14 protein-coding genes are annotated in these 14734 nt (G+C 36.1%); 6 read left to right on the top strand and 8 right to left on the bottom strand.

Features of this window, described 5'->3' with window-relative positions:
* The first annotated feature begins 77 nt into the window (after positions 1-77).
* The 5 genes from HU235_RS04670 to HU235_RS04650 all read left to right on the top strand — a co-directional run bounded on the left by HU235_RS04670 (position 78) and on the right by HU235_RS04650 (position 6753).
* Entirely contained in the window at positions 78-2246 is a 2169-nt protein-coding gene (locus HU235_RS04670) for a DNA topoisomerase III (protein WP_174879467.1), read from the top strand.
* Positions 2247-2429: 183 nt separating this feature from the next.
* Positions 2430-3272 (top strand): DNA adenine methylase, encoded by an 843-nt coding sequence (locus HU235_RS04665; protein WP_174879466.1) that lies wholly within the window; start codon positions 2430-2432, stop codon positions 3270-3272.
* Positions 3259-4530, top strand: a complete 1272-nt coding sequence (locus HU235_RS04660; protein WP_174879465.1) for a type II restriction enzyme — start codon at positions 3259-3261, stop codon at positions 4528-4530. The genes HU235_RS04665 and HU235_RS04660 overlap by 14 nt, the downstream gene beginning before the upstream one ends.
* A 239-nt stretch (positions 4531-4769) precedes the next feature.
* Positions 4770-6317: a tRNA (N6-isopentenyl adenosine(37)-C2)-methylthiotransferase MiaB gene (gene miaB, locus HU235_RS04655; RefSeq protein ID WP_095297655.1), complete on the top strand. Its 1548-nt coding sequence runs from the start codon at positions 4770-4772 to the stop codon at positions 6315-6317.
* Between the two features lies 1 nt (position 6318).
* Positions 6319-6753 (top strand): regulatory iron-sulfur-containing complex subunit RicA, encoded by a 435-nt coding sequence (locus tag HU235_RS04650; RefSeq protein ID WP_095297653.1) that lies wholly within the window; start codon positions 6319-6321, stop codon positions 6751-6753.
* A gap of 363 nt (positions 6754-7116) precedes the next feature.
* Here the strand turns inward: HU235_RS04650 and mgsA are convergent, their stop codons facing one another.
* The 3 genes from mgsA to HU235_RS04635 are packed head-to-tail and all read right to left on the bottom strand — an operon-like array spanning position 7117 to position 8679.
* Positions 7117-7521 (bottom strand): methylglyoxal synthase, encoded by a 405-nt coding sequence (gene mgsA / locus HU235_RS04645; protein ID WP_095302205.1) that lies wholly within the window; start codon positions 7519-7521, stop codon positions 7117-7119.
* A 15-nt stretch (positions 7522-7536) separates the two neighbouring features.
* Positions 7537-8334, bottom strand: coding sequence for a 4-hydroxy-tetrahydrodipicolinate reductase (gene dapB / locus HU235_RS04640; protein ID WP_095302206.1), 798 nt, complete (start codon positions 8332-8334; stop codon positions 7537-7539).
* Positions 8335-8349: 15 nt separating this feature from the next.
* Positions 8350-8679, bottom strand: coding sequence for a nucleotide pyrophosphohydrolase (locus tag HU235_RS04635; protein WP_095302207.1), 330 nt, complete (start codon positions 8677-8679; stop codon positions 8350-8352).
* Between the two features lie 144 nt (positions 8680-8823).
* On the opposite strand from HU235_RS04635, the gene HU235_RS04630 reads away from it, so the two are divergent.
* Positions 8824-9696 carry a YitT family protein gene (locus HU235_RS04630; RefSeq protein WP_095302208.1) on the top strand — a complete coding sequence of 291 codons (873 nt, stop codon included), beginning with the start codon at positions 8824-8826 and terminating at the stop codon, positions 9694-9696.
* Positions 9697-9784: 88 nt separating this feature from the next.
* Here the strand turns inward: HU235_RS04630 and ltrA are convergent, their stop codons facing one another.
* The 5 genes from ltrA to qcrB form a co-directional block, all read right to left on the bottom strand.
* The gene (gene ltrA / locus HU235_RS04625; RefSeq protein ID WP_174879464.1) at positions 9785-11044 is read right to left on the bottom strand and encodes a group II intron reverse transcriptase/maturase; all 1260 of its coding nucleotides are present in this window, start codon (positions 11042-11044) and stop codon (positions 9785-9787) included.
* A gap of 585 nt (positions 11045-11629) precedes the next feature.
* Positions 11630-12421 (bottom strand): sporulation protein YpjB, encoded by a 792-nt coding sequence (gene ypjB, locus HU235_RS04620; RefSeq protein ID WP_095301150.1) that lies wholly within the window; start codon positions 12419-12421, stop codon positions 11630-11632.
* 110 nt (positions 12422-12531) lie between these two features.
* Complete coding sequence (lhaT, locus tag HU235_RS04615) at positions 12532-13128, bottom strand: lipoprotein heptaprenylglyceryl N-acetyltransferase LhaT (RefSeq protein WP_095301149.1); 597 nt, start codon at positions 13126-13128, stop codon at positions 12532-12534.
* Between the two features lie 110 nt (positions 13129-13238).
* On the bottom strand, positions 13239-14006 hold the full coding sequence (locus HU235_RS04610; protein ID WP_095301148.1) for a menaquinol-cytochrome c reductase cytochrome b/c subunit: 768 nt from the start codon (positions 14004-14006) through the stop codon (positions 13239-13241).
* A gap of 49 nt (positions 14007-14055) precedes the next feature.
* A complete protein-coding gene (gene qcrB, locus HU235_RS04605; protein WP_095301147.1) occupies positions 14056-14730 on the bottom strand; it encodes a menaquinol-cytochrome c reductase cytochrome b subunit in 675 nt (224 codons plus the stop codon).
* Positions 14731-14734 lie beyond the last annotated feature (4 nt).

Genomic DNA, 14734 nt, shown 5'->3' with positions numbered 1-14734 from the left:
CAATGAAAAATACAGTAAACTTAATCAGTGATATAAAAGATTTCTAGTTTCCTAGAAATAGTTAGGTGATTTTTCGAATGAAATTAATAATTGCAGAAAAACCAGATCAAGCGCAAACGCTATGTTCAGGTTTTCAAAGAGTAAAAAGAGATGGCTATATTGAGGTTAAGCCAAATGAGCTTTTTCCAAAAGGGGCATATTGTACTTGGGCAATTGGCCATTTAACACAACTATGTGCACCAGAGTCTTATCAACAGGAATGGAAAAAGTGGTCTATATCGATGTTGCCACTCATTCCAGATAAGTTTAAATACGAAGTATCTAAATCAAAGGCAAAGCAATTTCAAATTATTAAGAAACTATTATTGGATCCGAATGTAACCGAAATTATTCATGCAGGTGATGCTGGGCGAGAAGGTGAGCTGATCATTCGGAATATTATTCAACTTTCTGGTGTGAAAAAGCCATTGAAAAGATTATGGATATCTTCTTTAACACAAGCATCAATTAATGAAGGATTTCGTCGATTATTAAATGATGAGGATACGAAAAATCTTTATTTTGAAGCATATTCACGAGCATGTGCAGATTGGTTAGTAGGAATGAATGCATCAAGGGTTTATACACTTTTACTTAAGGAAAAGGGAATGAATGATGTTTTCTCTGCTGGACGAGTTCAAACACCAACACTTGCATTAATTGTAAAAAGAGAAAAGGAAATAGAAAATTTTAAGTCAGAACCATTCTGGGAAATTATTGCTACCTTTCAAATTAATAAGAAAAAATATAAGGGAACGTGGCAAAAGGACCAGCAAACGAGAGTAACAGATGAACAGATGGCACTAAAAATCGCTGAGTTTTGTAAAGAAAAACGAGCAGAGATTAAAGATATTGTAAAGGAAAGGAAGGAATACCAACCACCGCTGCTTTTTAATTTATCAGCTCTCCAAGCGACAGCAAATAAAACGTATAAATTTTCACCGAAAAAAACATTAGATGTTGTTCAATCACTATATCAAAAAGGGATTGTGTCCTACCCAAGGTCTGATTCAACATATGTCACAAAGGGTGAAGCGGAACTTTTTCCTGCTATATTAGAGAAATTAAGCAGGTTTGAAGAATATAAAGATTTATTTCCTTTACCAAAGACATCAATACTTAATAATTCTCGTTATGTTAATGAAAAAAAGGTAACAGATCACTATGCGATTATTCCAACTGAACAAGTAACAGATCCTAGCAGATTAAATGCTGATGAACAAAAAATGTATGATTTAATTGTGAGAAGGTTAATTGCTGCCCATTACGATAAAGCAATATATGACTATTCAACATTGACTACACTTGTAGATGGTCGAGCTGAATTTATTACTAAAGGAAAACAGCAAATTCAAGAAGGTTGGCGGAAAGTGATTTTTCAAAATGATAAAGAAAAGGATGAATTGCTCCCACAAGTTCAAAAGGGAGAGACAGGACATGTCCATAAAGTAGAAACAAAAGAGGGGAAAACTCAACCGCCAAAACGATATACAGAAGGTCAATTAATCACATTAATGAAAACAGCAGGAAAATATTTAGACAACGATGAATTAGAAAAGGTTTTAAATAAAGTGGAAGGCTTAGGAACAGAAGCGACAAGAGCAGGGATTATTACGATGCTAAAGGATCGGAAATATATTGAAGTGAAAAAAAACCAAGTATATGCAACAGATAAGGGCAAGGTTTTAATCGAAGCGATCGGTAATCATATTTTAGCCTCTCCAGAGATGACGGCTAAATGGGAGCAGCGTCTTTCAGAAATTGGAGAGGGACAAGCATCTGCAGCATTATTTATGGAGCAAACTAAAAAGCTCTCTGCGAAAATTGTCGCTGACGCAATTCAATTTGCACCGAACTGGAACTTCGATGGATTAAAAGTAGAATCGATTCAGCGCTCAAATTCTAAGTTCACCATTGGAAAAAAAGTAGGGAAATGTAAACTGTGTAACGGAGATGTTGTCGATAAAGGCGAGTTTTATGGCTGTACAAATTATAAAGTAAATAACTGCAAGTTCACGATTTCAAAGAAAATTCTTGGGAAAAATATAACAAAAACGAATGTACAGAAGCTTTTATCAGAGGGAACGACTAATTTGATCAAAGGATTTAAAAAAGGTGAAAAAACTTTTGATGCAAAGCTGGAGTTAAAAGATGGAAAAATAAACTTTTTATTTACCCAAGGAACGAAACAACAACCAACACCTTAAATTGTGTTTCATAAGTAACGTACTAGTAAGAGACATCTTTCTTTAACTAAGGGAGTATCGAAAGAAATGATGTCTTTTTTTATATGTCGATAAAAAACTGCAGAGAATGAAATTAATTTGATTTTCTTTAGCTAAACCGATAAGATTTATACTAGATTTACTAGGTATGAGAGGGGAACATAGATGGTGACAAATAAAGTAGCTCAGCCATTTTTAAAATGGGCTGGTGGAAAGAGACAGCTACTACCTGAAATACGAAAATACTTACCAGAAGAAATGACTGGAACATATTATGAGCCTTTCATTGGTGCTGGGGCTGTATTATTTGATGTTCAGCCAAGCAAAGCTGTAATTAATGATATCAACTCCGAATTGGTTAATACATATTTAACAATTCGAGACCATATAGAAGAATTACTATCAGATTTACGGAAACATGAAAATAATAGTGACTATTTTTATGAAATACGAGATTTAGATCGAAAGCCTATTTATCAAGAGCTATCAGATGTAGAAAGAGCATCAAGACTTATCTTTCTTAATAAAACGTGTTTCAACGGTCTTTTTCGCGTTAACAAAAAGGGACAGTTTAATGTTCCATTTGGAAAATACAAAAATCCAAATATCGTGAATGAAGATGTCGTACGAGCCGTACATGATTATTTGGCAAATAATGATGTGACGATTTTAAATGGTGATTTTGCTGATGCAGTAGCAACTGCTAAAAAAGGAGATTTTGTTTACATCGATCCTCCATATGATCCTGTTTCAACAACCTCTTCGTTTACCAGCTATAGCCTTGATGGTTTTGGTAGAGATGAACAGGAGCGATTAAGAGATTTAGTTGTAGACTTGGACGGACGTGGCTGTAAAGTACTGCTTAGTAACTCAGCAACTAAATACATTAAAGATTTATATAAAAATTTTCAGATTGAAATTGTCGGAGCAACGAGAAGCATCAATTCAGTAGCATCAAAACGCGGGAAAATTGATGAGGTGCTGGTGATGAATTATGAGCCTAAATGATAAAGCATGGGAAGTGCTTTTTGAACGATATCAAATACTAGATGAAGTGAATCGCCATGGGTTTTATGAAATTGACGCGAAAATAATTAAAACCGTTCGTGAGCCTCGTTTAATGGCTAAGTTTGATCATAAAAGTAACTTACCTAAAATCTTTAAAAAATATGGTATTAGCATCCTTCCAATCTCAAGGTCTCGATATGTTTTAGGACAATTTGATGCATATGAAAAGGTTTCTTATGATGAAAGCTTGCGGCCAATTAAACTACGTATTCCTCCAACTGTTATGACGATTGACCCTTCTAATTTGTATTCTGAAAGCTCTGCACTTCATTGTGCATATGTATCTGGTATGATCGCAGATTTACTCGGTGAAGAGTGCACGCCTACCGTTTCTGGTCGAATGTCCTCACAAGCATTTGACTTTATGATTCGCACGAATTCAGGGAAGGATCATCAGATTGCGATTAAAAACGCACAGGTTGAAATTGATGGAGGCTATGAAGGGGAAGAAGCATTTGCTCTAATCGAGGCGAAGAAGGAGACTGTCGAGGATTTTCTTGTTCGCCAGATGTATTATCCGTTCCGTTTATGGCAAGGGAAAATTCAAAAGAAAGTAAGACCAATTTTCTTTACTCATTCAGCAGATGTATTTCATTTTTTTGTCTATGAATTTGAGGATCCGTTGAGATACAATTCTTTACGGCTAATTGAACAAAAAAAATATATGATTGCACATGAGACAATTGCATTAGCGGATATTTATCATCTATTGCAACAAACAAAGGTGATTGAAGAACCAGAAATTCCTTTTCCACAGGCAGATTCCTTTATTAGAATTATTGATTTACTTGGTTTATTAATGGAAAAAGATTTAACAAAGGACTTCATCACGACTAATTATAATTTTGATGAACGACAAACCAATTATTATACTTCTGCTGCGATGTATTTAGGACTGATTGATAAATATAAAAAAGACTCAAATATAAAATATACCTTAACAGCTAAGGGAAGACAGCTGATGAGATTGCCGTACAAACAAAAGTATATAGCATTAATAAAGTGCATCTTAGAACACAAAGTATTTAATGAAGTAGTAAGAGAATACTTTGCAAATGGCAAATTACCTAGTAAGCAAAAAATTATCGAGATGATGAAAAAGTCAAGCTTGTATAATGTTGAGAAGGAATCAACTTACTTTAGAAGATCTAGTACAGTTATAAGATGGGTTGAATGGATAATTGAGCAACAAAACTAAAATTGGAAATTCCTCATCTAGTTTGAAAAGACTTTATCGATATAAAGATTTTTTTCAAAGTTTAATAGAATCTCATGAAAGCTTTCCAATTGTTTTTACCATTAAATTAATCTTGTCAACATTCGCTTAAATCGTATATTTTATTGTTAGATTGTTTTATAAGGTTTATAATGGTTAGTTGTACGTCAACAATGAATTTAAACGCAATCAATCATTCTTTCAATGGAAGGAGAAAGAACATGAACGAACAACAACGTAAAGAAGGACAGAAAGTAGCTGCTATTTCAGCGGACAAAAAATCCGTTTCGGAAAAAACGTCAGCAGACTTTGCGAAATATTTTGAAAAGACTTATCAACCACCATCATTAAAAGATGCTAAAAAACGTGGAAAAGAAGATGTGCAATACAATGATTTTAAAATCCCTGAAGAATTTAAAGGAATGGGACAAGGTCGGAAGTTTTTCATCCGTACGTATGGCTGTCAAATGAATGAACATGATACTGAGGTTATGGCAGGTATCTTTATGACATTAGGATATGAGCCAACTGACAGTGTTGAGGATGCAAATGTCATTTTATTAAATACATGTGCGATCCGTGAAAATGCTGAGAATAAGGTTTTTGGTGAGTTAGGCCACTTGAAGACGCTTAAAAAAGAGAAGCCGGATTTATTACTTGGTGTATGTGGCTGTATGTCACAAGAGGAATCAGTAGTAAATCGTATTTTAAAGGTTCACCCATTTGTGGATATGATTTTCGGAACACATAATATTCACCGCTTACCAAATATTTTAAATGAAGCATATCTTTCTAAAGAAATGGTCATTGAAGTTTGGTCAAAAGAAGGGGACGTTATTGAAAACCTTCCGAAAATTCGAAAAGGGAATATAAAAGCATGGGTAAACATTATGTACGGATGTGATAAATTCTGTACGTATTGTATCGTTCCATATACACGTGGTAAAGAGAGAAGTCGACGCCCTGAAGAAATTATTCAGGAAGTTCGCCAGCTTGCAGCACAAGGATATAAGGAAGTTACCCTACTTGGTCAAAACGTAAACGCATATGGAAAAGACTTTGAAGATATGGAATATGGTTTAGGGGATTTAATGGATGAAATTCATAAAATCGACATCCCAAGAATTCGTTTTACAACAAGTCATCCGCGCGATTTTGATGACCGTTTAATCGAGGTTCTAGCTAAAGGTGGCAACCTTTTAGATCATATTCACTTGCCAGTACAATCAGGAAGCTCAGAAGTTCTTAAAATTATGGCTCGTAAATATACTCGTGAGCGTTACTTAGAGCTAGTTCGAAAAATAAAAGAAGCAATGCCTAACGCATCTTTAACAACAGATATTATTGTCGGTTTCCCAAATGAAACAGAAGAGCAATTTGAAGAAACCTTATCTTTATATCGCGAAGTAGAATTTGATAGTGCATATACATTTATTTACTCTCCACGAGAAGGTACACCAGCTGCTAAAATGAAGGATAATGTTCCGATGGAAGTGAAAAAGGAACGCCTTCAACGGTTAAATGCGCTTGTTAACGAAATTTCTGCGAAAAAGCTTAAGGAATATGAAGGTAAAATTGTCAATGTACTAGTTGAGGGTGAAAGTAAAAATAATCCAGATGTATTATCAGGTTATACGGAAAAGAGCAAGCTAGTAAACTTTAGAGGACCGAAATCTGCTATTGGACAAATTGTAAAAGTTAAAATTGTAAAAGCAAAAACATGGACACTTGATGGTGAAATGGTTGAAGAAGCAGTTGAGGTGATATAATATGTCGACAATTTATACAAAAGATGAGATCGTTGCAAAGGCTCGTGAGCTTGCAAAAATGATTTCCGAATCAAAAGAAGTTGATTTTTTTAAACGTGCCGAAGCGCAGTTAAACGAAAATCAAAAAGTTCGTGAAATGATTGCAAGTATTAAAAGCTTACAAAAGCAAGCTGTCAATTTTCAACATTATGGCAAACATGAAGCATTAAAGCAAGTTGAGGCAAAAATTGAAAAAATTCAAAATGAATTAGATGAAATTCCGATTATTCAAGAATTCCAAGAGTCTCAAATGGAAGTTAATGATTTATTACAGCTCGTTTCACATACGATTTCAAATAAGGTGACAAATGAAATCATCACGTCAACAGGTGGAGACTTATTATCAGGTGAAACAGGTTCAAAGGTCCGTTCTTCAACAGGTGGAAGCTGTTCATAAGAAATAGAAAAAACGAAGAGATATTAAAAATCTCTTCGTTTCAGATTGAAGACAAAAGGCATTTGGGAAAGCTTTCTTTCCCAAATGCCTTTTTAATTTTTGATTTTCTTCTTAGAATCTATCTTAAAAATAAGTGTAAATTGCCTATTATTCATATTTTTTATGCCGCCCGTAAGTAAGTATGAAATTAATCTTGGCCATTTTAAAAATAATCATGGTTCTAAAATGGTTCTGTTAAACATTATTATTGATTTTCGCTTAAGGTATTCGCTTCAATCAACATCTATCTTAAAAATCAACAATATAATTTAATATAGACCATAAAAAATAAACTTGATCCTTGGTTCACTTCCGTTTCAATTATCAATCATTCGTTTGAATGACTTCCCGCCAATTTAAGTCACCACGTTCAAGACCACGCACTAACATTTCAGCTGTCCCCATATTTGTTGCAAGTGGAATAGAATATACGTCACAAAGACGAAGTAATGCTGAAATATCTGGTTCGTGTGGTTGTGCAGTTAACGGATCACGGAAAAAGATAACCATATCCATATCATTCTTTGCAATAAGTGCTCCGATTTCTTGATCTCCTCCAAGGGGACCTGATTGAAAACGATGGACATTCAAACCACTTGCCTCCTGAATACGTAACCCCGTTGTCCCTGTTGCAAAAAGTTCATGCTCCTCAAATATCGGCTTGTATGCTAATACAAACTGAACAAGGTCTGTTTTCTTTTTATCATGTGCAATTAATGCAATTTTCATTGTAAACTCCCCCTTTTATTCGATAATATTCTCTAATCCATATACTAGTAAATCGACCTTCATAACGCTCTCAACAGCAAGCTTTACTCCTGACATGAATGAAGCCCGGTTGTATGAATCATGCCGGATTTTTAATGTTTGTCCATCCCCACCAAATAAAACTTCTTGATGTGCAATTAAACCTGGTAGACGTACACTATGAAGTCGAATTCCATTATATTCCGCCCCTCGCGCACCAGCGAGAATTTCTTTTTCGTTCGGATGACCTTGCTGTTTCGTTTCTCTTACAGCAGATATCATTTCCGCCGTTTTTAGACCCGTACCAGATGGTGCATCTAGCTTTTGATCGTGATGCTGTTCAATAATCTCGACATCTTGGAAATATTTAGCGGCCATTTGCGAAAATTTCATCATTAATATTGCCCCAATCGCAAAATTCGGAGCAATAATTGCACCTATCCCTTTTTCTACTGTTAATTCCTGTAGCTCTTTTAAATCCTCTTCAGAAAAGCCAGTTGTGCCCACAACAGGTCTAACCCCATTTAGTAGCGCCTTCTTCGTATGTATCTTTCCAATTTCTGGTGTGGTCAAATCGATAAGAACATGTGGATTCGTCTCAAAAAAACATTTATCAATATCTGTATAAATTGGTACATCCACATCAAATCCATCTAAATCTTTTAAACTTTTCCCCTCATACTTATGATCTACGACAGCAGCAAGAGTAAAGTTTGTTGTTTGCTCAACAAGCTTTACAGCTTCACTTCCCATTCGTCCACGAGGACCTGCTATAACTATTTTGATTTGTTCCATTGTTTCATAACTCCTTCATTCCTCAATTTTCGTCCATCTGTCTTTATCTCTTGTTTTAAACTTTTTCATTACAATGTCATGTGCCGTTTCTAAATCTATGTTTAAAGAATTGGCTAGACAAATTAAAACAAATAATACATCTCCCAGTTCTTCTTCAATGGCTTTTTCTGTTTCACTGGCTTTTTTTGGTTTTTCTCCATAGTAGTGATTAATTTCTCTTGCTAACTCTCCAACTTCCTCTGTTATACGAGCCATCATAGCTAATGGAGAGAAGTATCCTTCTTTAAATCCGCTTATGTACTCATCCACTTCACGTTGAAGGTCTTTCATTTTCTTTTGCTCCATTTGTATCACCTCATCTACTTTCTATTCAATGTTAGCTAATACGATAAAGATTTACAATTATTTCGTAATCATTTTTTGAAAATTTGCACCTTGACATTCTATCAACTATAATGTAAATCGCCATGAATTTTTTGGAGGTGCTACATGAACGGTCATTTACGTGTAAAAAATATTCTTTTCATTTTAATCGGATCTGCCATCTTTGGTTTCGGCTTAGTTCACTTTAATATGCAAAACAACCTAGCTGAAGGTGGTTTTACAGGTATTACACTAATGCTCTTTTTCCTTTTTCATATTGATCCCTCTATTAGTAATTTAGTATTAAATATTCCGTTATTTTTTATTGGTTGGCGGGTACTTGGGAGAACCTCATTTATTTACACAATGATTGGTACAGTAAGCCTCTCCTTCTACCTATGGATATTTCAAAAATATCAAATTAATATGCCACTAAATGAAGACCTGACACTTGCCGCTTTATTTGCTGGGGTATTTCTTGGTATCGGTTTAGGTACAATTTTCCGCTATGGCGGAACAACAGGTGGCGTTGATATTATTGCACGTTTATGTCATCGCTACTTTGGCTGGAGTATGGGGAAAACCATGTTTATGTTTGATTTATGTGTCATTGTTTTATCATTAATTACTTACCTTTCTTACAGAGAAGCCATGTATACACTTGTTGCTGTATTTGTTGGTGCAAGAGTCATTGATTTTATGCAAGAAGGAGCTTATGCTGCCAAAGGAGCAACTATTATTTCACAATACCCTGATAAAATAGCAGAGAGAATTATGAAAGAAATGGAACGTGGTGTCACCATTTTAAAAGGTCAAGGTTCATTTTCGAAGCAAAACCTAGATGTGTTATATTGTGTAGTAGGTAAAAATGAAATTGTCCGTTTAAAAAATGTTATCAATTCTGTAGATCCACATGCATTTGTTGCAGTAAGTGATGTACATGATGTTTTAGGCGAGGGATTTACACTTGATGAAAACAAAAACCCATTACAGCGATAGTCATTACATACTTAATCGAGTAGGAGGGAGTGACTAACCCCCGACCTCTCACACCATCGTACATACCGTTCGGTATACGGCGGTTCTATTAAGATTGACGTAAAATTTCATAACGATTATATAGACTTCTCAACCCTCGTTGACTCCAGTAAGAGTTATCGAGGGTTTTGTGTAATATTGGACTACATGCAACTCTCCAGTATTTCTTTCTGGAGTTGCCCCATTCATATGCTTTGTAATCAGGGACGCCTAAACCAATAAGTTTCCTAACTCTGGTTTTAGGTTTCTTCCACTGTTTCCATTCGCACATTCTGAGCCTTCTTCTTATCCATTCATCGAATTCTTTGAATTTGCTTGGAGTGTCAGCTAAAGCGAAGTATCCACACCATCCTGTTAGATAACGGTTTAACATTTCAATTCTTACTTCTAATGGAAAAGGTTTTGACCGTGAGGTAATTTCTCGAATCTTCTTCTTAAAGCGTTTGATGCTTTCTTTAGCAATTCGCACCTTCGGTTCTTTATTCCAAGTAAAGCTAAAGCCAAGAAATTTCCGTTTCCACGGACGGTCTACTGCCGACTTATCCCTGTTTACCTTCAATTTTAGTTTCTGCTCAATAAACGCCGTAATGGATTCCATTACACGTTCCCCTGCTTTTAATGACTTAACATAAATGTTGCAGTCGTCAGCATAACGGACAAACTTATGCCCTCTTGCTTCCAATTCTTTATCTAATTTATCAAGAATTATGTTTGAAAGTAGAGGACTGAGAGGACCTCCTTGCGGAGTACCTTCCTCCGTTGATTTAACAACCCCATTAAGCATTACACCTGATTGAAGATATTTCCGGATTAGTTTGAGAAGAATGTGGTCTTCAATTCTTTTAGCGAGTATTCCCATCAATTTGTCATGATTAACCCTATCAAAGAATTTCTCTAAGTCTATATCAATTACCCAACGGAACCCTTCTTTGATATATCCCTTTGCCTTTCTTACCGCATCATGGGCACTCCTGTTAAGTCGGAATCCATAGCTGTTTTCAGAAAAGGTTGGGTCAAAGATTTGGGTTAATACTTGGGCAATTGCCTGTTGGATGAAACGGTCTGTAACAGTTGGTATGCCTAAAAGCCGTACCCCTCCACTTGGTTTCGGGATTTCGACACGGCGAACAGGGGAAGGTTGATAGTTACCTGTACTCAAAGCTTCCCGAAGGGAATCCCAGTTTTCATAGAGATGTCTTAGTAGGAATTTTACGGACATTCCATCTATGCCGTGACTTCCTTTGTTCTGCTCTACCCGTTTTAGGGCAGTTAAGAGATTTCCCCGTGACAAGATTCGTTCCATTAACATGATGTTACTCCTTTCTACGTGAATGAAATTTCTGTTTATGCCGGTTCTTGCTCCACCCTCCTAAAGTCCCCTGCGGATTCACCACTTCCTCCTTTTGGTAAGTCCTTTCGGATTGTCTGTGTTCAAGTGCAATCGCCGAATGGGCAGATTTCATTCTCTCTTAATAGTTCAGTCCTTCCCATTCTATCTCGAGTTAGACTGGTACTATGACCTCTGCTGACTTCTGATTGTTCAGCTATCCATTGCTGGATAGGTTACCAAGTGTACTTGACATACCAATCAGACCTCCCCGGGTAAGAGTACAGTCTTTCCCTCCACCTATCTGCTTCATTTACTCTGTACCACCTTCGGCAGTAAGGACTTTGTTTTGTAATGCAAACTCATCCAATGGTACCTAGCCTAATATGAAGTTCGTGTTCCTCAGACCGGAGGTTTGCCGCCCGCTTCCTTCAGATTCCGCGTCACCACGGACACCCTTGCGTTAAACTAACCACTACTACTGTCTTCGTGGCTCGGGACTTGCACCCTATAGACTGTACCCATGCCGGGCGCACATCAAAAAAGCTTGAGAAATCCTCAAGCTTTTTACTCTTTATTTTGTTCCCTTTTTTCTAATTTTTCCTTTTCTCCACGATATTTTCTCCAACCGGAATAAGATAATGATAATAAAATGATGCTACCTGTTGTTATCATCACCCAAACTAAAGATGGGTCAGCTTCATCTTCTTTAACTCTTTCAAAAATTGCTTTTAATTCCTCTTCCATCAATGATAATTGTTTCACACGACTTGTTTCAGGTACATCTTGAAAGAACTTGTCGCCTATTACTGATATATGTTCATCCATTTGCTTTACTCGCCTATCATCGATATCAACTTGAATACTCGGATAGATAATTTCGTATAAACTTAAAAATTCATTCCAGTCGTGTTGAAATGACTGAATATCACCGGATTGCACATCAGTCTTAATTTGAGAAAATGTCTCCATAATTGACGATTCCATTGAACCCCAAAGAGGTTGATGTTCCGAAACCATAGCGTCTACAACAAGCCTAAATTTTGTTAAAGTTCGAACCTTTTCCTCATTTGTCTTCTTTTCATCTAGAATAATTGATTTTGCATCCTTATGAGTACTTGAGATCATTCGAAAATGATCAAGTGAAATTGAATCCCGGTTAATCGGTATATCTTCAAATTTCATAGAAAAATAATCAAGTAGTTGGGCAGACTCACTATAACGCTCTTGTTTTGCAAGTTGGAGTGCAGTGTTAGAAATCTTATTAAGAAATTCCCAATCATATGTTTCCTCGGCATTTATTGGTTTCGTTTGGACTAACACTATGCCGATAATAAGTGCAATTAGCCATTTTCTCATCCTTGTCCCCCCTAGAACTTCTCTTAAAAATCGTATGAGGAATTGGACAAGGATAGACCAACAACTTTTGAAAAAAGAATAGAACAATGAAGAAAACCTAATCGAATTTTTTATTCAGGTATTGAAAGCTTTGTCGATTTTTTATGAATAACAAATATATATGCGATAAATAAAGAGAGCATACTTAGCCAAAAAGTAAAGTAACCTATTTGACTCATATAATCGTTTAATGTTCCATAACGTGGCATCATTCCAAAAACATAATCAATAACATCATTATGTAATGTCCATACAGCTGCAATTAATAAATGCTTAAGCTTAAATCGGTAATATGGTGCATAAAGTATTCCCTGTACTGCCATAGCAAAATGAGATGCAATCAGCATATAGCCCTGCCATACTAAATGACCATTTATCATTAATACGAGCAGATTCATAATTACAGCCCAAATTCCATATTTAAATAATGTCACAATAGCTAGTGCCTCTATCGTAGGGAGATTTTTCCTAAAGAGAAAAGCGACAATTACAATTGTAAAAAATAAGCTAGCAGTTGGACTATCTGGTACAAATAAAAGGAATTGTGGAGGTGTTACAGCTAGCTGATCCTTATACCAGAAATAGCCGTAAAGAGTTCCAAAAAAATTAATTACAAAAACAAGTAACAGCATAGGTTTATTACCTAGCAGATAATGAATCATTTTCAAGTTTAATCACCATACTTATTTAAATTCCAAAGAAAAAACACTATTTATTTAAATTTAACTTAAACACATTTTATAGACGTTTCCAAAAAAAAAGCTGACAAAAGTCAGCTTTATTTTGAAGTAACACCAGAAATAAATTCTGATAATACTTTTAATTCTTCATCTGTACCTTTAAAGACACCAGGAGGCATTGCTCCCTGACCGTTTTTTGCAACATCAGCGATTTTATCTGGTTCTAATCCATTATCGACAAGTGCTTTTCCTGCTGGACCACCCTCTAGATTTTCACCATGACATTGAATACAGCCCTGTGCCTCATAAATTTTATAACCGTCAGATTCTTTATCAATCTCAGCTTCAGCTTGAATCTTCCCTTGCTCTGCAGCAGCTTCCCAGTCATGAGTTACGACAGATTCCCATGTTAGATAGAATACAGCTGCAACCCCTAAAAGCATCATCCCTACAGCAACAGGACGCTTTGCTGGACGACGATGTGGACCGCGATCAAGAAACGGCGCTAACATTAATCCACCGAATGCAAGACCAGGAATGATTATTGCTCCAATTACAGTAAAAGGTCCAGAGGCATAGGAATATTTTAATAACTGGTATAAAAATAGGAAGTACCAGTCAGGTAATGGAATATACCCAGCATCAGTAGGATCAGCCACACGCTCAAGAGGTGATGGGTGCGCTACTGTTAGACATAAAAAGCCGACTAAGAACACAGCACCAACTAACCATTCCTTTAAGAGGAAGTTCGGCCAGAACGCCTCTGTCTTTCCAGGATACTCCGAATAATCTTTCGGAATATTAGGTTTCCTCTCAGCAGAAATACGAGAGTCACCTACAAATTTCATACCTTTTCCGCGATGCATGATTTCCCCTCCTTACTAAGTTGTTGTCTTTAAATTCATTTCATTTATATTATAGAGGTCCGGATATTCCTTGTTTTCGAATCATCACAAAGTGTGCTGCCATTAAACCGAATAATGCAGCTGGTAAGAAGAATACATGGATTGCAAAGAAACGAGTAAGTGTTTGCGCACCTACAATTTCAGGATGTCCTGATAACAAGGTTTTAATAGTTGGCCCAATAAGCGGTACCGATTCAGCAATTTGCAACGTAACTTTTGTTGCGAATAACGCTTTCATATCCCAAGGCAACAAATAACCCGTTAAACCTAATCCGAGCATTACAAAGAAAATTAGTACCCCAACGATCCAGTTTAATTCACGGGGTTTCTTATAAGCACCTTGGAAAAATACACGTAAAGTATGTAGGAACATCATAACAATAACGAGACTTGCTCCCCAGTGATGCATACCACGTACGATTTGCCCAAATGCAACTTCATTTTGCAAATAAAATACGGATTCCCAAGCATTTTTAATATCGGGAACATAGTACATCGTTAAAAACATACCTGATAAAACTTGAATTACAGTAACAAAGAATGTTAATCCACCAAAGCAATAAACAAAGGCAGAAAAATGGTGTGCAGGGTTTACGTGTTCAGGTACTTCATGGTCAGCAATATCGCGCCACATTGGCGTAATATCCAAACGTTCGTCAACCCAATCATAGATCTTATTAAGCAATCGA

This window comes from Metabacillus niabensis (genome assembly GCF_902829255.1).
Lineage (GTDB): Bacteria > Bacillota > Bacilli > Bacillales > Bacillaceae > Metabacillus > Metabacillus niabensis.
Note: the sequence above shows the minus strand (reverse complement) of the source record. Positions and strands in the feature narration are given on the sequence as shown.

What these genes read in the sequence shown, in the direction of transcription:
- HU235_RS04635 (WP_095302207.1), bottom strand. Translation starts at nt 8,679, where the DNA reads ATGGAGCAAAAGAAAATGAAAGACCTTCAACGTGAAGTGGATGAGTAC.
- HU235_RS04610 (WP_095301148.1), bottom strand. Translation starts at nt 14,006, where the DNA reads ATGCATCGCGGAAAAGGTATGAAATTTGTAGGTGACTCTCGTATTTCT.
- HU235_RS04670 (WP_174879467.1), top strand. Translation starts at nt 78, where the DNA reads ATGAAATTAATAATTGCAGAAAAACCAGATCAAGCGCAAACGCTATGT.
- HU235_RS04665 (WP_174879466.1), top strand. Translation starts at nt 2,430, where the DNA reads ATGGTGACAAATAAAGTAGCTCAGCCATTTTTAAAATGGGCTGGTGGA.
- HU235_RS04630 (WP_095302208.1), top strand. Translation starts at nt 8,824, where the DNA reads ATGAACGGTCATTTACGTGTAAAAAATATTCTTTTCATTTTAATCGGA.
- HU235_RS04660 (WP_174879465.1), top strand. Translation starts at nt 3,259, where the DNA reads ATGAGCCTAAATGATAAAGCATGGGAAGTGCTTTTTGAACGATATCAA.
- ltrA (WP_174879464.1), bottom strand. Translation starts at nt 11,044, where the DNA reads ATGTTAATGGAACGAATCTTGTCACGGGGAAATCTCTTAACTGCCCTA.
- ypjB (WP_095301150.1), bottom strand. Translation starts at nt 12,421, where the DNA reads ATGAGAAAATGGCTAATTGCACTTATTATCGGCATAGTGTTAGTCCAA.
- mgsA (WP_095302205.1), bottom strand. Translation starts at nt 7,521, where the DNA reads ATGAAAATTGCATTAATTGCACATGATAAAAAGAAAACAGACCTTGTT.
- HU235_RS04650 (WP_095297653.1), top strand. Translation starts at nt 6,319, where the DNA reads ATGTCGACAATTTATACAAAAGATGAGATCGTTGCAAAGGCTCGTGAG.
- miaB (WP_095297655.1), top strand. Translation starts at nt 4,770, where the DNA reads ATGAACGAACAACAACGTAAAGAAGGACAGAAAGTAGCTGCTATTTCA.
- dapB (WP_095302206.1), bottom strand. Translation starts at nt 8,334, where the DNA reads ATGGAACAAATCAAAATAGTTATAGCAGGTCCTCGTGGACGAATGGGA.